16 protein-coding genes are annotated in these 19,853 nt (G+C 41.2%); 15 read left to right on the top strand and 1 reads right to left on the bottom strand.

Features of this window, described 5'->3' with window-relative positions; genetic code table 11:
* Positions 1 to 30 precede the first annotated feature (30 nt).
* From xylF to speD, 6 genes are all read left to right on the top strand, one after another.
* Positions 31 to 1,107, top strand: a complete 1,077-nt coding sequence (gene xylF / locus A8708_RS30590; protein WP_082927928.1) for a D-xylose ABC transporter substrate-binding protein — start codon at positions 31 to 33, stop codon at positions 1,105 to 1,107.
* A gap of 112 nt (positions 1,108 to 1,219) precedes the next feature.
* A complete protein-coding gene (locus A8708_RS30585; RefSeq protein ID WP_068670166.1) occupies positions 1,220 to 2,320 on the top strand; it encodes a sugar ABC transporter substrate-binding protein in 1,101 nt (366 codons plus the stop codon).
* 93 nt (positions 2,321 to 2,413) lie between these two features.
* The gene (locus A8708_RS30580) at positions 2,414 to 3,934 is read left to right on the top strand and encodes an ATP-binding cassette domain-containing protein (RefSeq protein ID WP_068670164.1); all 1,521 of its coding nucleotides are present in this window, start codon (positions 2,414 to 2,416) and stop codon (positions 3,932 to 3,934) included.
* A gap of 11 nt (positions 3,935 to 3,945) precedes the next feature.
* Positions 3,946 to 5,121, top strand: a complete 1,176-nt coding sequence (locus A8708_RS30575) for a sugar ABC transporter permease (protein ID WP_068670162.1) — start codon at positions 3,946 to 3,948, stop codon at positions 5,119 to 5,121.
* Between the two features lie 36 nt (positions 5,122 to 5,157).
* The gene (locus A8708_RS30570; protein ID WP_068670160.1) at positions 5,158 to 5,484 is read left to right on the top strand and encodes a hypothetical protein; all 327 of its coding nucleotides are present in this window, start codon (positions 5,158 to 5,160) and stop codon (positions 5,482 to 5,484) included.
* A 106-nt stretch (positions 5,485 to 5,590) separates the two neighbouring features.
* Positions 5,591 to 6,403 carry an adenosylmethionine decarboxylase gene (gene speD / locus A8708_RS30565; RefSeq protein WP_068670158.1) on the top strand — a complete coding sequence of 271 codons (813 nt, stop codon included), beginning with the start codon at positions 5,591 to 5,593 and terminating at the stop codon, positions 6,401 to 6,403.
* Between the two features lie 93 nt (positions 6,404 to 6,496).
* Here speD and A8708_RS30560 read toward each other — a convergent pair whose 3' ends face one another.
* Positions 6,497 to 7,450: a serine hydrolase domain-containing protein gene (locus tag A8708_RS30560; protein WP_068670156.1), complete on the bottom strand. Its 954-nt coding sequence runs from the start codon at positions 7,448 to 7,450 to the stop codon at positions 6,497 to 6,499.
* Between the two features lie 230 nt (positions 7,451 to 7,680).
* Between A8708_RS30560 and A8708_RS30555 the strand changes: the two genes are divergently transcribed.
* The 9 genes from A8708_RS30555 to A8708_RS30515 all read left to right on the top strand — a co-directional run bounded on the left by A8708_RS30555 (position 7,681) and on the right by A8708_RS30515 (position 19,738).
* On the top strand, positions 7,681 to 8,805 hold the full coding sequence (locus tag A8708_RS30555; protein WP_068670434.1) for a hypothetical protein: 1,125 nt from the start codon (positions 7,681 to 7,683) through the stop codon (positions 8,803 to 8,805).
* A 20-nt stretch (positions 8,806 to 8,825) separates the two neighbouring features.
* A complete protein-coding gene (gene wsfD / locus A8708_RS30550; protein WP_068670154.1) occupies positions 8,826 to 10,334 on the top strand; it encodes a glycan biosynthesis hexose transferase WsfD in 1,509 nt (502 codons plus the stop codon).
* The gene (locus tag A8708_RS30545; RefSeq protein ID WP_068670153.1) at positions 10,327 to 11,892 is read left to right on the top strand and encodes a hypothetical protein; all 1,566 of its coding nucleotides are present in this window, start codon (positions 10,327 to 10,329) and stop codon (positions 11,890 to 11,892) included. Before wsfD ends, A8708_RS30545 begins: the two co-directional genes overlap by 8 nt.
* Positions 11,889 to 13,139, top strand: coding sequence for a glycosyltransferase family 2 protein (locus tag A8708_RS30540; RefSeq protein WP_068670151.1), 1,251 nt, complete (start codon positions 11,889 to 11,891; stop codon positions 13,137 to 13,139). Before A8708_RS30545 ends, A8708_RS30540 begins: the two co-directional genes overlap by 4 nt.
* Positions 13,140 to 13,153: 14 nt before the next feature.
* Positions 13,154 to 15,244 (top strand): cellulose biosynthesis cyclic di-GMP-binding regulatory protein BcsB, encoded by a 2,091-nt coding sequence (locus A8708_RS30535; protein WP_068670149.1) that lies wholly within the window; start codon positions 13,154 to 13,156, stop codon positions 15,242 to 15,244.
* Positions 15,241 to 16,095: a GGDEF domain-containing protein gene (locus A8708_RS30530; RefSeq protein ID WP_068670147.1), complete on the top strand. Its 855-nt coding sequence runs from the start codon at positions 15,241 to 15,243 to the stop codon at positions 16,093 to 16,095. Before A8708_RS30535 ends, A8708_RS30530 begins: the two co-directional genes overlap by 4 nt.
* A gap of 176 nt (positions 16,096 to 16,271) precedes the next feature.
* Positions 16,272 to 17,591 (top strand): spore germination protein, encoded by a 1,320-nt coding sequence (locus A8708_RS30525; protein WP_068670145.1) that lies wholly within the window; start codon positions 16,272 to 16,274, stop codon positions 17,589 to 17,591.
* A gap of 1 nt (position 17,592) precedes the next feature.
* Positions 17,593 to 18,681 (top strand): GerAB/ArcD/ProY family transporter, encoded by a 1,089-nt coding sequence (locus tag A8708_RS30520; protein ID WP_068670143.1) that lies wholly within the window; start codon positions 17,593 to 17,595, stop codon positions 18,679 to 18,681.
* A gap of 4 nt (positions 18,682 to 18,685) precedes the next feature.
* Positions 18,686 to 19,738, top strand: a complete 1,053-nt coding sequence (locus A8708_RS30515) for a Ger(x)C family spore germination protein (protein ID WP_068670141.1) — start codon at positions 18,686 to 18,688, stop codon at positions 19,736 to 19,738.
* Positions 19,739 to 19,853 lie beyond the last annotated feature (115 nt).

Raw genomic sequence — 19,853 nt, 5'->3', positions numbered from 1 at the left:
AGAATCAGGAGTGGCGTGCTCGGCATCCCTATGATTATTGCCTTCATGCTATCTGCTTGCTCGTTCATTGGAACGAGTAGTCGGCCAACAGATCATGCTAGCCAACAAATCGATAGTAAGCCAAGCCCCCATCGGATTGTACAATCCGAACGCAAAGTAGTGGTTGGTTTATCGATCGATACCTTGCTGGAAGAAAGGTGGCAGAAAGACCGTGATTTGTTTAAGGCTGCGGTTGAAAAGCTCGGTGCGCGTATTGAGGTTCAAGCTGCGAACGGCGATGATGCTTTGCAGCTTGCACAAGCGGAGAGCTTGATTTCGCGTGGCGTAGATGTGTTGGTTGTCGTGCCGCATAATGCGGAGATATCCGCAGCAATTGTGGAAAAAGCGCACAAATCAGGCATTAAGGTCATTTCATACGATCGTTTGATTGTTGGGGCTGATGTTGATCTCTACGTCTCTTTCGACAATGAGAAAGCTGGTGAATTGCAAGCAAAAGCGATCGTAAAGAAGGCACCGAAGGGGAATTATGTCTTAATTGAAGGCGCGGATACGGACAATAATGCGCATATGTTCAAGAAAGGCCAAATGAACATTCTGAAACCTCTCGTTGAGAAAGGTGACATTAATATTGTATTTGATCAAGCCACGAAGGAGTGGAAGCCTGCGAATGCCCTGGCCAACATGGAGCAGGCGTTGATTGCCAATCAGAATAAAGTAGATGCAGTAGTTGCTGCAAATGACGCTACAGCTGGCGGCGTGATTCAAGCCTTATTGGCTCAGAAGATGGCCGGTCGCATCCCCGTTTCGGGACAAGATGCTGAGCTTGCAGCTGTGCAGCGAATCGTCGAGGGGACGCAAACAATGACCGTATATAAGCCTATTAAGAAGCTTGCCGAGACTGCGGCTGAGCTTGCTGTGAAGATGGCGAAGGGTGAAAATGTCCATGCGGATAAAAAAGTAAACAATAAGAAAATTGACGTACCGTCCATTTTGCTCGAACCCATTGCCGTCGATCAGTCGAATATGGATGCCACCATTATTGCGGATGGATTTCATCTGCGAGAAGATGTTTATAAAAATGCGAATCAAAGTCAAATGACAAAATAGTATAGCAATGTTAAAAAAAGTGCTAATTTAAAGCGGTTACATTGGAAAATCCCGGTGATATACTCAGTTTGTAGTTGGCGCAGAGCCAAAACAAATGAGAGGGGTATTTCAAATGAAACGTAGTGTGAAAGCGATTTCTTTGATGTTGGTAGTCATGTTCCTAGCTGTAATGGTTGCAGCCTGTGGGAACTCTGGCAGTTCGAAAGTGAGCGTCGGTATTGTATTGCCTACCAAAGATGAACCAAGATGGGTTCAAGATGAGCAACGTTTCAAAGATGCCTTGAAAGGTTCGAAATATACAACAGAGATCTTATTCAGCCAAGGTTCTTCAGCGAAAGAAAAAGAAAACGTAGACGCGTTAATCGCAAAAGGAATTAAAGTGTTAATTATTTGTCCGCAAGATGGGGATGCAGCAGCAGCTGCCGTAGAATCAGCTAAAAAAGCAGGAATTCAAGTCATCTCGTATGACCGCTTGATTACCAAAACAGATGCTGTTAACTACTATGTGACTTTCGACAGTATCGCTGTTGGTAAAGCGCAAGCACAATACCTCGTGGATAAAGCGAAACCAGGTCAGCCATTGTACTTGTACGCAGGTGCTGCTTCGGATAACAATGCTTTCTTGTTCTTCGAAGGCGCATGGCAAGTGCTTCAGCCGAAAATTGCCGATGGCACTTTCAAAATTGCGAACTCCAGTGAGGCAACTGCTTTGAAAGGAACGGCCAAACTATCACGCGAGCAAATGAGTAAAATTATCGGTCAAGTTACGACAAACTGGGATGCGAATGAAGCCAAAAACAAAGCACAAACCCATTTAACAGCTGCTGCTGCAGATATGAAGGGTGACGTTGCCATTCTTGCTCCTAATGATGGAACAGCTCGCTCCATCGCAGACGTTTTCGCATCAGATAAAGCGGTTACGAAATTCCTTGTTACCGGTCAAGATGCTGAGAAAGCTTCGATCCAATATGTCATCGACGGTAAACAATCCATGACTGTGTTCAAGGATGTTCGTACACTCGTGAAAGACGCAATGGGTATGGCTGTTGCGATCTTGGACGGCAAAACACCTGAAACTACGGGATCTTACAACAATGGCAAAATTGATGTCAAAGCCAAGCAAACGAATGTCATCGTCGTGGATAAAGCAAATGTTAAATCTGCACTCGTAGATTCGGCGTACTATCAAGCATCCGATTTCAAAGGCTTGTAAGTATAAGATCACATAGCTTGGAAGGAATAGTGATAGATTCGTCTATCACTATTCCTCTATTCCAAGAGTCGGTTGGCTAAGGAGAGCTAGAAGATGAGCAAATATCTCTTAGAAATGAACAACATTTCCAAAGAATTCACAGGGGTGAAGGCTCTTGCGAATGTTAACTTTAAAGTGAATACAGGGGAAATTCATTGTTTGGTAGGCGAAAATGGTGCAGGTAAGTCGACCTTAATGAAAGTGCTTAGCGGTGTATACCCATACGGCACTTATTCCGGGGATATTGTATTTGAGGGCAAGGTTCAACAATTCTCAAAAATCAGTGACAGTGTTAAGACGGGCATAGCCATTATTTATCAAGAGTTAGCACTATTTCCCGATCTTACGGTGTACGAGAACATTTATGCAGGGAATGAAGTGAGAAAAGGGATGATGGTTGACTGGAATCAAACCATTCGTCAAGCCAAAGACATGCTTCAGAAGGTGAAGCTGGATGTGAATCCAGAGGTTCTCGTTAAAGATTTGGGAGTCGGGAAGCAACAGCTTGTTGAAATTGCCAAAGCTTTAAGCAAGGATGTGAAGCTGCTCATTCTGGATGAACCGACAGCTGCGCTCAATGAGAAAGAAAGTGAGAACTTGCTGGATCTGTTGCGCGAACTCAAAAAGCAAGGCATTACGAGCATTATGATTTCTCATAAGCTCAAAGAAGTGACGGCGATTGCGGATCAACTTACTGTTTTACGGGATGGCAGAACGATATGTACGTTGGATGCTGCCAAAGGCGAGATTTCGGAAAGTGTTATCATCAAAAACATGGTAGGTCGCGAGATTGACGATATATATCCGAAGCGAACAACAAAGTCTTTCGGAACGAACATTCTTGAGATTCAAAACTGGACGGCGTATGATCCGCAGTTGGGTCGGGACGTCGTGAAAGATGTGAATTTGCATATTAAAAAGGGTGAAATTGTTGGTATTGCTGGATTGATGGGTTCTGGGCGAACGGAATTGGCACAAAGTATTTTCGGGAATCCCAAAGCGTATAAGCTTCGTGGTGACCTCCTTATAGAAGGTACGAAGCAAACGTTCAAGCATCCGAAGGATGCCATTCAAGCAGGTATTGCCTATGTAACGGAAGATCGCAAAGGGGACGGATTGTTCCTAATCCAAGATATTAAGCAAAATATTGCGGTTGCTAACCTGCAACAGATTTCTGATAACGGCATCATTAATCATAATGAAGAAGTGAAAATTTCCAATCACTATAAGCAATCCTTAAATATTAAAGCGCCTTCCGTGGAGCAAATTGTTGGTCATTTAAGCGGGGGAAATCAACAGAAAGTATCACTCGGCAAATGGTTATTTGTGAATCCGAGCCTGCTCATCTTAGATGAACCTACGCGCGGCATTGACGTCGGGGCCAAATATGAAATTTATACAATCATGAATGGGCTAATCAGTGATGGAATGAGTATTATTATGATCTCATCGGAGCTTAGCGAGGTCTTGGGGATGAGTGACCGTGTCTATGTTATGGCGGAAGGCAAAATAAAAGGCGAGCTATCCATTGAGGAAGCGGATCAAGAACGAATCATGAAGCTTGCGACGCAATAGGAGGAAGACCCGTGCAATTTTATAGTGAAGCGAAATCGCTAATTAAAGTGAATATTCGAGAATATGGCATGTACATTGCCCTATTCATCATCATGCTGACGTTTTCCATCATGACAGATGGATTGTTCATGTCATCCCGCAACATAAGCAATCTGATTGACGCTACGGGGTATATTGCGGTTCTTGCCGTTGGAATGACGCTTGTCATTGTTATTCGACATATTGATTTGTCCGTTGGATTTGCCGCGGGGTTTCTAGGCGCAATTGCTGCGGTACTCCTTTCACAAGCGGGAGTTCCATTCTATATCACGATTCCCATCATTCTCGTATTGGGTATTATTGTAGGGTTATTCAATGGGCTGTTAGTTGCACAGTTCGGTATTCCGTCCTTTGTGGCTTCGTTAGCGGGCATGTTAATATTCAGAGGCGCATTGCTGCGCGTAACAGAAAAAACAGGAACGATTATCGTGAAAGATGAGCATTTCAATGCCATCGGGAATGGCTTCATCCCTGCGATTACCAAGGTAGGAGGATTAAATCTACTCTCCTTACTTGTAGGAGCAGTTATGATAATTCTGTACGTTTATAGTGAATTTTCGAAACGAAACAACAAGCTGAAATACAATTTTGAAGTTGTTTCTACCAATATTTTTACTGTGAAAGTTATTTTCGTCTCGGCAATCATTGCGTATATCACGTGGATTTTAGCTGGTTATAACGGCTTTTCCTGGACGGTCATCGTGGTAATGATTGTGGTGGCTGTGTACCACTTCTTGACAACTTCGACGGTATTAGGCAGACACATTTATGCAGTCGGCAGTAATCCAGAAGCAGCGAATTTGAGTGGAATTAGCGTGAAGAAGATTACGTATATCGTATTTGGATCAATGGGGATGCTATCAGCACTTTCTGGGATACTCTTTACTGCACGGCTGCAATCTGCAACAACGACTGCAGGCACTTTGTTCGAGCTTGATGCGATTGCTGCGGCATATGTTGGGGGTGTCTCTGCAGCAGGCGGCGTTGGCAAAGTAACGGGTTCTATTATCGGTGCCGTTGTCATGGCATCCTTATCGAGTGGCATGAATCTCATGGGAATAGGTATTTCATATCAATACATGATTCGTGGGGCGGTATTAGCCATAGCGGTTATTTTCGATGTCGTTACGCGAAAGAAGAGAGCTTGATGGATAGAGGGCGTCGGTGCAAAGGGGGGACAGATGATGGCCATTTACACGCCACACGGCCTCGAAATAAGCCTGGCCGTTGCAATTGGATTTGTATTGACGGGGTGTAGCGGTGTAGCTGCTTATTTGGCCGCTCGCTTCATAGCGTCAGGTGTAACTATCTTCTTTAGTCTCGGGTTCACAATACAGTCTCCCATCTATATAGGAAGTCCGATAAGTTCAGCGGAAAGAAATTTCTACAATGCTTATCGTTATCATGCCAGGCAAGTGGGCAAATCGATGAGTCTGGAACTGTCGAACGACGAATTGAAAGAAGCTTACTGGGGTAAAACCTATCGTGAATATGACGCTGTTCGTAGATGATGTATTTGTTAGCATGGAATAAAAGCGAGTCCGACATACCATCCTATGTGTAGCTGTTTAATATTTATGTAAATAGTGTAATGGATACACATAGGGGGGAATTTACTTGAAACTAACTTCGGAGCAGATGATCACTCTGCATGGCTTTAATAATTTAACCAAATCCCTAAGTTTTAATATGTACGATATCTGTTTCACCAAAACAAGAGAAGAGCGCGAAGCCTACATAGCTTATATTGATAAGCAGTATAATGCGGATCGATTAACGGCTTTATTGAAAACAGTTGCCGACATTATTGGGGCGCACGTCTTAAATATCGCTAAACAGGACTATGTTCCTCAAGGGGCTAGCGTAACCATGTTAGTATCAGAGGGTCCTATCGAACAGGAGCCGAGCGAATCATTCGAAGAGTCGCCTGGTCCGCTGCCAGATGCGGTTGTTATGCATCTCAACACGAGTCACATTACCGTCCATACGTATCCCGAATATCACCCGGATGAGGGAATTAGTACGTTCCGAGCTGATATTGATGTATCCACATGTGGAGAAATATCTCCACTCAAAGCCTTGAATTTTCTTATACGATCTTTCGATAATGATATCCTGACGATGGATTACAGAGTCAGAGGGTTTACGCGTGATATCAGTGGTCACAAGCTATTCATCGATCATGAGATCAGCTCTATTCAAAACTACATCCCTGAGGATATTCAAGATTTATATCAGATGATTGATGTGAATGTGTATCAGGAAAATATTTTCCATACCAAATGCAAACTTCGTGAGTTTGATTTGAACAACTATTTATTCGGGTACACGAAAGATACGCTCAGTATAGAAGAACAGCTGGAAATCGAGAAAAGCGTCAAATGGGAGATGGACGAGATCTTTTATGGGAAGAATATGATTTTTAACTGAGGATAGAAAAGGGTTTGGAGGCAGGATCCCCTGCACCAAACCCTTTTTGAATTGGATTCTGTCTATGGATTATCTACAGATACTGGTTGAATATCATTTTATAAGTTCCATCAGATAAGGTGCCACGGATTGGCGGAACACTCCCAGAGGAATTTTACTCTTCTTTCGTTGGTCATTGGTCAATACAACTACGACTTCAATTGAAGGGAGGATATAAATGCACTGGCCTCCGAATCCATACGCGTTAAAATAAGGTAGCTGGGGAACGTCCCCGTCGTTACTATTACGATCTGGATACGTGTCAGTCCACCAATGCCAGCCATAGCTGCCGCGGCGAGGCGACTCCGCTCGAATCGCGGGTTGTGTAGAACGGGCGATAAGCTCTGAGGAAATCAATTGAGTTTGTCCCCATTTTCCTTGTTGCAGGTAGAGATGACCAAATTTGAGCATATCTATGGGACGAAGGGACAAACCGAAGCCGCCTGTATGGATGCCCTGAGGATCTATTTCCCACTGATACGATTCAATGCCAAGCGGCTCGAATAAGGTTAGCTCGGCAAAACGGGCAACGGACATGCCTGTAGCTTGAACTAGAATGGCAGCTAACAACTGGGAACCCCCGGAATTGTATGACATTTTCGTACCGGGTATATCCGATAAAGGTTGATCCAAAACGAAATCTATCCAGTTTGGCGTTCTTGTCATCTTTGGAAATGAATTCTGTCCACCAAATTCTGTCCAATCCATGCCGGATGTCATCGTTAATAGATGTAGCAGTGTTATTTCACTCTTATGTGATGCTGTATCGTATGCAAGTTGAGGAAAATAAACAGATGCAGGTGTTTCAGGGGCAGGTAACAGTCCCTGATCCATAGCGATACAACAGAGTGCAGAGAGGACACTTTTGGTACAAGAATTGATTTTGGCAACAGTTTCAGCGAAGTGTGGCTCGCGGTATTGCTCGAAAATAAGCTGCCCACGTTGACTGATTAGGCAACTTACAAGATTGGCTGGTTTTAATTCTTCAGTTAAATTTGAATAGTTCATGACATCCTTCTTTATATTGCGACATTTTTCTTGGATTAGGGAGGATTTACCTTTTGATGGGCTAGTATCATATGATAAACTAACTAGGTTCACTCACGTGCGTAACATAACCTCAAGATGAAGAGATTCCACCTCAGATGTAGTGTGTAGTCTTTTTATCATTTTCTAATAATACCATTATCCGGTTTTTCTGGAAACAATTGTGTTAGGAGTTGCTGGAATCCATGCAAATGAGTAGGAATCTAGTACGAATCAGCCTTGGTTTGATTGGTATCTATGTGATCTATGTTGTGATTCATTATATGTTCGGAGACACTCCGAGACTACAGCGGCAAGTCAGCAGTCAGTATGGTCAGATCATGCAAGTGACGGATAATCGCAACATGTTATTGGGGTTTATAAGGGACAAGCTCACGAGCAAGCATGGTGTTTATACGAATTTGAAGGATACCGATCAGTTGGGAGCTGCAGCTTCAGGCCATGAAGTTCTAAGTGAATCCGCGGGTATCCTTATGCGTTACTATGCGCTAACTGGTCAGAGAGAGAAGTTTGATGAACAGTGGCAGCAAGCTAAACTAGTATTTGATACGCCCTACGGGTTCAGTTATCGATACAGTCCCAAACAGAACAAGCAATATCCCATGAATGCAATTGTAGATGATTTGCGTATCGTCAGGGCACTTGATGAAGCTTCCGTCGCATTTGGAATAAAGAGTTATAGAAAAGAAGCAGAAGCTTATGGTAAACGAGTCTACCAGTACAATGTTGAGAATGGGCAATTGCGAGACTTCTATGATCCCACGTATAAAATGACAAATTCATTCCTCACCTTGTGTTATATCGATGCAGCATCTTTGGAGCTTGTACCGATATCTCGCAAGAAGAAGGCGGCACTTGAAACTAGTATGCTGCAAATTGCCCAAAAAGGATACTTGTCAGATTCGTTCCCCTTTTACCAAACTCGCTATGACTTTGATAAGAAAGACTATCAATCGGAAGTCATCAACACGGTTGAATCGTTGTTAACGATTCTGAATCTAGCTGAGGTTAAGTTGGAACAGCCAGCTAGTATCCAATATATCAAAGCTCAAGTCAAAGCAGGAACTTTATTCGGTCAATATAATCAGGATGGGAAACCATTAACCGAGGTAAGATCAACTGCCATTTATGCGATTGCAGCCATGATTGGATCGGTTATCAAAGATCAAGAGTTGTATACCGATAGTATTCGCAAGATGAATGAATTTCAAATCCATAATCCACAGAGCCCTCTGAATGGTGGTTTTGGAGATGTCAATGTCGCACAAGCCTATTCCTTTGATAATTTGATGGCACTTCTAGCCTACACGTACTGATCAGAAAGGAGTGCGATCACATGTGGAACCATCGTTACATCCAAAAGTTGCTGCGTTATTTGTCTCCAGCTAGTTTCGCTGCGATAATGATATTTCTTATAACAGTGATCGCACTGTTTACACCTCCCTATATCGGGATGGCTGATAATGGGGATTATTTTCGAATATTGTACAGTAACGGTCTGTATTTCAATGACCCAAATTATACGAATAATTACCTTGGTCATTTCGTTAAAAATTACGGTGTGTATCAATATTTTAACGAGAATGGTGCTACATTATTTTCTTCACAATCCATGTTTATTAAAGCATCCCTCCTAATCAATTTTTTGCTTTTTGATTCTCATATTTTTGATATTCGATTTCAAGCTGGAATGTACCTAATTTTATATGCATTTGCTATTTACTTATTTGTAGAGGCACTTACTTGGAAAATGTCCAAGAAAAGAGGTTATTTAGTTTCGTTACTCATCATTTTTGTTTTGGGTGATACGGGATATACGGCCTATTTTAATTCTTTTTATAGTGAGAGTATCGTACTCATTATGACAATTTTTATGGTAGCCGCGGGCATATTACTTTATCGGAAACGTTATAACGATTATTTAATGGTAGCTGTATTTGTTGTCAGTGCTATCTTCTTGACAACAAGTAAGCAACAGAATGCTCCTGTCGGAATGATTATTGCGGTTTTTGGCGTTTTCTTTCTTTTCATTCGTAAGACGAGATCTTTTCGTGCAATTACGGCAACTTTATTAATCGCAGTATTTGGTATAGGTATTGGTAGTTATGTACTTATTCCTCAGGAATTTGTAAATATCAATAAGTACCACGCGATGACACGCGGTGTGATGATGGGTTCAGTGAACCCTGAGAAGACACTCGAAAGCTTTGGAATAGATAAGCAGTTTGCAGTTCTTGATGAGACCTTATATTACAATCCTTACTCGTCAGCAGCAGTGGATTCAAATCTTATGCAAGAAGAGTTTTACAATAAATATACTGTGGTGTCAATTTTGGTTTACTACGTATTACATCCTGATCAAGCTGGTAAAATGCTCAATTTGGCTGCCCAAGATGCCTTTAGTATTAGACCACATGCGATGGGAAATTATGAAGCGTCGACTGGGAAACCATTCGGATCACAAACCATTTTTTTTTCGAGCTACAGTTTATTGAAATTGTGGTTAGCTCCTAAAACATTTGGATTCGTAATCCTCTGGGTACTTATTATTATAGGACTTTATATGCCTTCTTTTGTGAAATCCATCAAGTTGAGACAACGTAGGAATGCTGTTAGATTGCCATTAATACTAATGATGATCACGATTGGTCTCTCAGGGATTTTCGTTTCAATTGTTGGAGCAGGGGACGCAGATCTTGCCAAGCATGAATTTTTATTCACTCTAGTATTCGATCTCGTTACACTTATTACAATATGTGATTTAATTGCTAAGAGATTATGGATTCAGGAAGTTGAAGAAGACGCAGACATTAAGGCTATGCAAGGAGGTGAGTTTCGTGCATAACCAGCGATTCAAAGTTTCAATTCTTTTCATTTTATTTATCTATTTAGTTATGTTCTGCCATCCGAGTGTTACTTCTGCTGATCAAACAGAGAAGACTGCTGTCCTTCTAGTTTATGACAGCCTTGCTAAAGGCACACCAAAAGAAGGAAATGTCGAGGCTATTCAACGGTTATTAGGTTCTTTTGGCGTTCAAGTTACAGTGACATCTTACGATAGTTACAAGAAAGGGACGCTCGTTAAATTCAGTAAAGTTATTATGATTCGAAATATAGATGATATTACACCGCCGATAGATTTATTTAAGCAGGATATGATTGAGTATGTAGGGGAATATATGCATATAGGGAATGAACTCCCTGACAATATCCGACAGGATATGAATCTGGAAGATGTTCGGTTAGATCAAGATAGTATAAAACTTTCGATTGGTGATTTTTCTCAAAATTCTATTGCAGCCAGTAATCTTGCCTTAATAACGAAATTTACGGGTACTGCATTTGGTCAGATAACATCAGAAAAGGAGAAGATGACTTCACCATATGGTGTTATAAACGGTAAATACGCTTATATCCCTTACATGGATAAGGGGAATTTAAGCGAGCAAGCAGCAGCTTACGTTCTGAGGGACTGGTTGTCTTTTAAGAAGGAAACACATAGTTATGTATTGTTTAATGAGATATACCCCTTTTCTAATCTTGATATGCTAAACGAGATGGCGGATCGCCTATATGAAGCAGGGATTCCCTTCATCGTCAGCGTTCAACCTGTATTAAATAACTTAGAATTCCCTGCAAATCAGCGCTACTTGGAAGCAATTAAACATGTACAATCGCGAAATGGAAGCATTGTTGTTAATGCACCTGTTGTTAACTCAACAATCAGCCAGGATGTAACAGTATTAAAATCACAAATGGGCTCTTTTCTAAATGCTTTGGCAACCTACGGAATAGTTCCATTGGGTATAGGAACTGAACTTTATTGGACTTATGACCAACATTACATTGGTAATGGGTTATCGTTTTTTCAATCAGGCATTATATTTCCAAATCAGCGCATCATGTATCGAGCACAAACTTCAATCTCAAGTGCATTTTCATTGGCCATGTATACTATTCAGGCAAAAGAAATCAGCGACTATGTCTTGACTACTAAAATGATGGCTCCTATGCCATTGGATACTGCAATTGTCTATCCTTTTCCTAAAAATCGACAAGAATTGAATGTCACTGTGGAAACTTTACTAACAAATTGGACAATATTCGCCGATTATAAGAATCAACAGCATGATGTACGTACGGACACCAATGAAATGTCCTCACATAACGGCCATTTGCAAATCAACGGACAAGCCATCGCACTAAACAATACGATTGCTGAAATCGACTCCGATCATGCTTATGTGCAAGAAGTGAAGAAAAGCTTTACAACCTTATTCTCCGTTCAGAATAATATTTTTATTGTCCTCATTCTAGTAACGCTTCTTATTTTCATGGTATTTCTTATTATTGGGTATCGCATGTATAAACGAAAATTCACCCATCAGGGAAGGTCATTATGACAGTTGCAGATATTTTGATGCTAATTTCCGTCTTCTGTATTTGGTCACTCTTATTGGTTAATGTAATTCTGATCGTTGCAGGCTACTTATACTATATTCAAATTGAGAACAAACCTGTTGCACCTATACCAGGTGAATATCCATTTGTTAGTATTATGGTCCCCGCACACAATGAGGCGAAGGTTATAACGAAGACGGTTGAATCTTTGCTTGCGCTCTCGTATCCGCATGATCGTTATGAGATTATCGTCATTAATGACAACTCCTCCGATAATAGCAGTGTTCTGTTAGGGAACCTCCAAACGAAGTACCCTAGTCGCAATTTGATCATTTTGAACACGGATAATGTGATCGGTGGCAAAGGGAAGTCTAATGCTTTGAATTTGGGATTTAAACTAAGTAAGGGTGAGCTTATTGCCATCTATGATGCAGATAATACCCCCGAGAAAACAGCATTAACGTATCTTGTATCTGAAATTACGAACGATGCAACTTTGGGAGCTGTAATTGGGAAATTTCGAACCCGTAATCGGGATGCAAGCCTACTGACTCGCTTTATTAATATTGAAACCTTATCATTTCAATGGATGGCCCAAGCAGGCAGATGGAAACTATTCAAGTTATGTACGATTCCTGGTACTAACTTTATTGTCCGGCGGTCGATCATTGAACATATGGGTGGATGGGACGTAAAAGCAATTGCAGAGGACACGGAAATTAGTTTCCGCATTTATTTAATGGGATATAAGATTAAGTTTCAGCCAAAGTCGGTTACTTGGGAGCAAGAGCCACAAACTGTTAAGGTGTGGTTTAAACAGCGAACCCGTTGGGCTAAGGGAAATATTTATGTAATTGTCAAAAATATTCCGCTATTGTTCAAACGTTCAGCTCGAAATATCCATTTTGATATTTTTTATTACTTATCGATTTATGTGCTTCTGTTAACTTCATTAGTCATGTCCGATTTACTTCTTATTTTGCATGCATTGGGTTACGTAAGTACAACGATAGCAAGTTTTAGCTCCTTCTTGTGGGGTCTGGCTATTATCTTATTTATTCTTGGGACATTTATTACGTTGGTCACAGAAAAAGGTGAAATGAAGCTTTCGAATGTATGGATTATTATGCTCATGTATGTATCTTACTGTCAGATGTGGATGGTTGTTGCTGCATATGGCATGTATGCATATTTGAAGGATTTGGTTTTCAAACGAGAAGCCAAATGGTATAAAACCGAAAGGTATTAGATTGGGGAGAATTTATGAAAAAACGATGGCTGTTGATTACGACCGTTTGTTTTGCACTCCTGTTTAACACGTTAAGCTCAAGTGCAGTGGCTGAAGAACTTTCACCAACTGGGAATAAACAATACCAAACTAATTTTGCTGACACGTCGTTGCTTGGAGGCGTAACCTATACATCGCAGTATTTTCAGATCGAGGATTATTGGGACGTATCGAGTGTTGAAGTTCATCTCGACTATGAGATTTCAAAGCTCCTGCAGAATGAAAGATCAAGTGTGACCTTATCGATTAACGGTAATCCGTTTCACTCATTCCGACCTCTGATGCAAGAGACGAAACAACAACAGTTGACTGTCCTTGTTCCTGTAGCGTACCTTGTGAAAGACGTGAATACACTGACTATTCAGGGGAACTTCGAAACAACTTTGCCACTTGCCGTCAATGCATGTTTGCCAACTGCTACGCGAGACAACTGGTTGCAAATTTCCAAAACCTCCCGAATTTCTGTGAATTACGCTAACAGGGCTATTCAGAAGAGTATTCGAGATTTTAACGAGCATTTTATCGGGTTGGATACGATCAAAGAAGGGCTGAATGCGATCTTAATCTCAGAAGGAGAAAGCAACTTGGCCGTGCTTGAAGCGGCTACTTATGCGCTCTCTGGATTTGCCAAGGTGAACCCTCTATCGGATAAAGGGATTCCTATTGCCACATACAACACGGATAGTATGAAAACCAAGCAAGCCTTTATTTTCATTTCTTTTTATAATGATCTGCCTGAAGAAGTGAAGTCAACGATTCCAGCGAATGACTTGGATAGTAAAGCAGTTATTAAGTTGACAACATTTGCTGGAAAACCGACGTTGGTGGTCACTTCATTGGACACTGCTTTACTTGTAAAAGCAGGACGATTCATTGGAAATCAGTCGTTACTTAGTCAACTCGATACGGATACGAAAGTGGTCGATGCTACAACTGAGGTAGAATCCCCGACAGTGAGTATTAGCCGGAACATCACGTTAACGGAAACGGGTGATAAAATCGTAGGCGACCGTCATCGGGAGAAATTTTATTTCGTTTCACTCCCCGGGAATCGTTCAATCGCAGACGCGAGCAAACTCAGCATCAAGTATCGGTATGCCAAAAATCTAGACTTTGATCGTTCTATGGTTACGATCCTAATAAATGATACGCCAATCGGCAGCAAGAAATTGTCTACGGAGCTTGCAGATAATGATCATATGGATATTGCAATCCCAAAAACATTAAATATTAGTGGAAATTTTACAGTAAAAGTTGCTTTCGATTTGGAACTTAAAAATGCAGGCTGTATTGAGAATCAAGAGCAGATGCCCTGGGCGTTTGTGGACAAGGATTCTGTGTTACAGCTAAATACCAAAGATAAAGCGGACATGCTGTTTAATAATTACCCATATCCCTTTCTGCGAGATGGCAGTTACAATCAGTTAGCTGTCGTATTGCCCAAGGAGCATGATACCTACATATATCAAACGATTTCCAACATTTTTAATTTATTAGGGCGTTATGCACAGACCAATACGGGTGAAGTGCTATTTTATCAAGACAATGTAGCTGCTTCACAACTGAAGAACCGTGAGATCATTGCCATCGGCAGCTACCAGAATAATCAAGTTATTCGTTCAAATAATGATAAGCTATATTTTCGATATGATAGTAGTGGCAAAGGCTTTGTCTCCAATGAAAAAATGAGCATAGAAGCTAATTATGGTACTCGCATTGGATCGCTGCAATTGATTGATTCGCCTTACGGGAACGGCTTCGGTCTGCTCGCCGTAACAGGGGCCAGTTCAGAGTATGCCTATTTGGCCTCTAAACTTATCGGCTCTGAGGGGACGTTGTGGAAAGTATTCGGTGATGGGGCGGTAACGGATATTGATGGCCAAATCAATGCGTTTCGATTCAAGAAAATAACGACGACTGAACCATCTACGGTATTGAGCGATGTCATGGATCGCAAAGATGTTCTGGGCTTTATGATTGCTGTTGTCCTAGTTGCCTTATTGGTTATACTCTCCCTAATCTTGCTCCTTCGTAAATACCGTAAGAAGCGGAGGGATCGTCTATGAGGCGTATACAAAGCAATCTGGTTTCGGATGGCGCATTTATATTGCTGATCATTGTCTGTTTCGTTTGTATTGTATTTACCGCGGGCAATCCGAACCTATATATTCAGAATATTATTTTCCTTAACCTCGCTTTCCTAATAGCGATCGTAACCTACTTTACAAACGTTACAACCGGTTTGATTCTCAATATTCTTTTCATCTTCGGTTACGGTACATTTACACTGTATCAAACCGTTGTGGTAGGTGGAGTCGTTGGACCTCAGAATTACTTCTGGCTCATTATGACACCCCTATTTACGATTTCAACGTGGCTGCTTACTTATGGAAATCACCAGCTACAGTTGGAGAATGAACAATTGCTGAAGGCTAATAAATCGCTCGCAACGGTTGATGCCAAAACCAGCTTAAAGAATACGTTTTCGTTCCAATCCGATGCGACCATCTTCATGGCACTTTCAGTTCGCTATCACATTCCATTAACTCTCCTGGTTTTCAGTGTGAAATATTGGGATGAGATTCGGCGTATTATTGGTGAAGAGCAACTGATGGAGGCCGTGCTTGATCTATCGCAAATGAGTCAAACAAACATTCGTACGAATGATTCACTCTATCTGCTCAACAAAGAGAACCCCATGTGGGGCATGTTATTATTCACAGACCGTCCTGGCGCATCTATCGTCATTGAGCGATTGAGAAATAGCGTTGAGCAGCGAAACAGGGATGAGTACAGAGAGAAATACCGGGTCGAACTTATCTTGAAGATGGGCGCGATTGAGTATGATGCGAAGGAAGTTCCGAACCCATTGGAGTTTATCACGCTTGCAAAGAAACAGTTGGAATTTGACGTCTAAATTAAGCATCCATTTCCTAATCCTTCAATAAGGCACAGATCTCTTTATATGAGATCTGTGCCTTATTTCGTTGTCATTCATTTTATAAAATGAATTGAAATGATTAACAAAACAGAACTAAGCGAATACTATTTGTGATCTGCTTCAACGATAGAAATCGGAACGGAGGAAACGCGTTGTCGATTGAGACCAGTTTGAAATATCATTTTGAACAGGACAGAGAGTATATTTCCCGCAAACTATGGATAGGTAATGATCAGATAACCCTTCTAGGATTAAGGACAATGGTGAATTTCCCACTATCACTTACCATGGTGCGTGAGCAATTACATACGGTTGATGATAATAATTCAATTCAAGATAGGCTGAGTGGACTTGGTCACAATATCTCCAAATTTCCATTGGAGGAATATATTTCTGAAATATTAAATGGCATGCTCATTGCTATTCATGATCCTTCTGGTACTTCGATTTGTATCATCCCGGTTGGACAACCTATTAACCGTTCAATAAGGGAGCCACTTACTGAAAATGTGGTCAGGGGATCAAGCAGCGCTTTTAACGAGGATATTGAACTAAATATAGGTCTGCTTCGGAAACATATCAATTCAAGTGATTTGCAGATTGCAACTTATAGATTTGGTGAGGTATCCAAAAATTGCGTAGTATTGTCCTATTTGAATAGGAAGATTGATCCTTCACTGCTTAGATCTATCATCGATGCGATCGAGTCGAGCTTAAATAAGGAAATTAGCAATATGCAACAATTATCCAGGATGTTTGGATTCTCAGATTATACACTGGTTACCCGTTACAATACCACGGAACTGCCACAGAGTGCAGCACAAGCATTGAAGAATGGGAGAGCGGTCATTTTCATTGAGCGATTGCCATTTGCACTGGTATTACCCAGTATTGTTTCGGATCTATTCGAGATAACAGATGATTCCAATCACCCGCCAATATTTGCCATGATGCTAAGCTTCATTCGTATCGTCGGTGCGCTAGTAACCCTCATTATTCCTGGGTTGTACGTGGCATTAGTTTCTGTTAATCCGGATGTACTGCGGTTTGAGTTAGCCCATTCTATTGCGCGGAGTCGTGTGGATGTACCTTATCCCGCAATTGTAGAGACCTTATTATTGTTGTTTATCTTGGAATTAATAATGGAGGCAATTATCCGGCTTCCGCCTAGTATCGGACCGACGCTTACCATGGTAGGCGGTATTGTACTCGGCCAAGCTGTCGTAGAGGCGAAATTAGTAAGCAGTTTACTCATCATTGTATTGGCGGCTACGACAATTTCCAATGCAACGGTGGTTGGTTATCAGAATTCACTCACGATACGAATGTTTAAATATGTGCTACTAATTCTTTCGGCCGTCTTTGGTGTCCTTGGTCTCCTATTCGGGATCGTCATTATTTGCTCCTATTTGGCAGGCGTAAAATCATTTGGGATTCCGTATTTGCAATTGAAATATCCAGAAGGTGAATGAGATGTTCAAAAATTTGCAGGTTGCAGTCTTCTATATTATTACGCATCTAGGGTTGGTTTTCTTTGTGTATCCAACAGATGTTATCGCCAGTACGCGGGAAGCACATTGGGCACCTGTTCTAGTAGGGTTCATCATCCATATAACTGTCATCTTCATATATCTGAAGGGTCTTAGTTATCATGGCAGCCAAAACATCATTCAAATATTGGTCAACAAGAGTAAAATCATTGCTTGGTTGACGCTATTCCCAGTCTTTCTATACTTGACATTGGTTATCGTGATAACAAGTAGGGCGTATGCAGAAATCATCTCGATCGTGATTCTCGCAGATACGCCGATCTGGATCCTCATGTGTCTATTGTTGGGGATACCCGTATTTATGGTAATTCATGGTGGGATCAAAGCTCTATTAAGAGCAGGGATCTTATTGGGGATCTTGTTTCTACCTCCCATGCTTTTCGTGATGTTGTCAGCTTTCCAAAATGTTGACATCTATTATTTACGTCCATTTATTCCTAAGGATCCCACGAAGCTATTCTCATTTGTAACCCATTTATCTTATTATAAAAGTTTGTTTGCATTCGCAGGCGGCTTTATATTTCTGGGGTTTATTCCATCTGTCTTGACGTATAAACCCAAAGCCATCTACCTCAGTAGTTTAGTCGTATTCTTATTTTTCCTCCTTTCGATTTACATTCCTATTCTGACATTAGGGGAAGAAACTGCAAGACAGCTCCTTTTCCCTTTCATTTTTACCGTAGATACGATTGAAATAAACTGGCTGATGTTCGATCGGATCACAATTTTTTTTCTATTAAGCCAAATTGCGTTTGTCATGCTTTTTATTGCGATGACCCTTTGGCAAATTGCCTGCTTAATGAGAACTAAAGTGAAGAAAATCCCGAACCCCTATCTGTTGGCTGCTATTGCACTTGTCGTACTTCTCATTTGCTTATGTATTCCGGAGTGGGAGGATTTAGAAAGACTCTTGAAGTGGAATTCCTTTCTTCGGTTATATGTTTCCCTTGTCATCCCAACAGTGATTTTCATTATGGGTTACCAACATCATAGACAAGTCAGAGAAAGTTGAAGTGATGCGCATGTTGAAGTGGATCGTTGCAACATTATTGATGCTAATTCTTAGCGGATGTTGGGACAACAAAGATATTAATCATCGCTCATTACCGATTGCTATGGGGGTTTCATACCATGAAGGCAGTTATACCGTTTATTTGGATATTCCCAAAGTAAGTACGAAAGATTCGATCGAGGTCGTCTCCGGAAGTGGGAACACCATTAACGAAGTTATTGATCACATTAGTATGAATATGGAAACCGAAATCGATCTTCTTCACTTAAAAATCATTATCGTCGACAAAGAGTTTGCCAAGACAGGTCTCAATGATGGTGTCGCGAGTTTAATTCGATCTAGACATGTCTCACCGAAAACATTGTTCGTGATATGTGATGACTCGCCAGAACATTTTTTTCGTAAATTGGATCAGAATGCAAACGATGGGACGATGATTTATAATTTTTTTCAAAAGAATAGTGGTTTAAACCCAGAGATTGCCTATACCCAAACGTGGAAAATATTTCGGAGCATTCATTCCTTCACGAATGATGTCGTGATTCCCATAATCAAATCAGGTAAAACAACAGCCATCGAAAGCACAGGTTCTGCAATCATGAAGAATGGGAAGATGGTAGGGCGCCTCACGAATGAAGAAACACTGCTGCTCAATGTTTTTAATGGAAAGCAAACGCAGGGGAAAATCGAAGTGACGGGCAAGGCTACGGTTCAAATCGTAAGTAATAAGTTTATTCATCGGAGTTCGTTCATAAATAATGAACCTTTGTTGAAGAGTAAATTAAAATTAAAGGTAATTTTACTGGATACACAAGCAAATTCATCTCCAGCTACTATCAAAGAGGAATTGAATAAGCTGGTGATCAGACGATTTGAAAGGTTTTTTGAGAAAATAAGGCTCGGAGGAGCAGATGTTCTAGGGATAGGTCAATATTTCCGCGATGAGTTGACACGCTCGCAATTGGAGGGGTGGCGAACGAACTATTTTCCAAATGTAAAAATTGAATTGGAAATTACTACGTCGATTCGGAACACAGGGAATTTGAAAGGAACTTAATTCATACCAGTTGGAAACATAGAGGCGGCGATTTTAATCGCAGCTTCTATTTTTTTGCGCCACGCATGGCGATTAACTAGGCGGTGAAAGTCCGTTGTGGGGGCTTGCTGTTGCC

The organism is Paenibacillus oryzisoli (genome assembly GCF_001653565.1).
Taxonomy (GTDB): domain Bacteria; phylum Bacillota; class Bacilli; order Paenibacillales; family NBRC-103111; genus Paenibacillus_E; species Paenibacillus_E oryzisoli.
The sequence above is the reverse complement of the archived record's forward strand: the minus strand, read 5'-3'. Positions and strand labels throughout refer to the sequence as shown.

Excerpts from the sequence above, each read along its gene's own strand:
- xylF (WP_082927928.1), top strand. The coding sequence starts at position 31 with ATGATTATTGCCTTCATGCTATCTGCTTGCTCGTTCATTGGAACGAGT.
- A8708_RS30585 (WP_068670166.1), top strand. The coding sequence starts at position 1,220 with ATGAAACGTAGTGTGAAAGCGATTTCTTTGATGTTGGTAGTCATGTTC.
- A8708_RS30580 (WP_068670164.1), top strand. The coding sequence starts at position 2,414 with ATGAGCAAATATCTCTTAGAAATGAACAACATTTCCAAAGAATTCACA.
- A8708_RS30570 (WP_068670160.1), top strand. The coding sequence starts at position 5,158 with ATGGCCATTTACACGCCACACGGCCTCGAAATAAGCCTGGCCGTTGCA.
- A8708_RS30560 (WP_068670156.1), bottom strand. The coding sequence starts at position 7,450 with ATGAACTATTCAAATTTAACTGAAGAATTAAAACCAGCCAATCTTGTA.
- A8708_RS30555 (WP_068670434.1), top strand. The coding sequence starts at position 7,681 with ATGAGTAGGAATCTAGTACGAATCAGCCTTGGTTTGATTGGTATCTAT.
- wsfD (WP_068670154.1), top strand. The coding sequence starts at position 8,826 with ATGTGGAACCATCGTTACATCCAAAAGTTGCTGCGTTATTTGTCTCCA.
- A8708_RS30540 (WP_068670151.1), top strand. The coding sequence starts at position 11,889 with ATGACAGTTGCAGATATTTTGATGCTAATTTCCGTCTTCTGTATTTGG.
- A8708_RS30535 (WP_068670149.1), top strand. The coding sequence starts at position 13,154 with ATGAAAAAACGATGGCTGTTGATTACGACCGTTTGTTTTGCACTCCTG.
- A8708_RS30530 (WP_068670147.1), top strand. The coding sequence starts at position 15,241 with ATGAGGCGTATACAAAGCAATCTGGTTTCGGATGGCGCATTTATATTG.
- A8708_RS30520 (WP_068670143.1), top strand. The coding sequence starts at position 17,593 with ATGTTCAAAAATTTGCAGGTTGCAGTCTTCTATATTATTACGCATCTA.
- A8708_RS30515 (WP_068670141.1), top strand. The coding sequence starts at position 18,686 with ATGCGCATGTTGAAGTGGATCGTTGCAACATTATTGATGCTAATTCTT.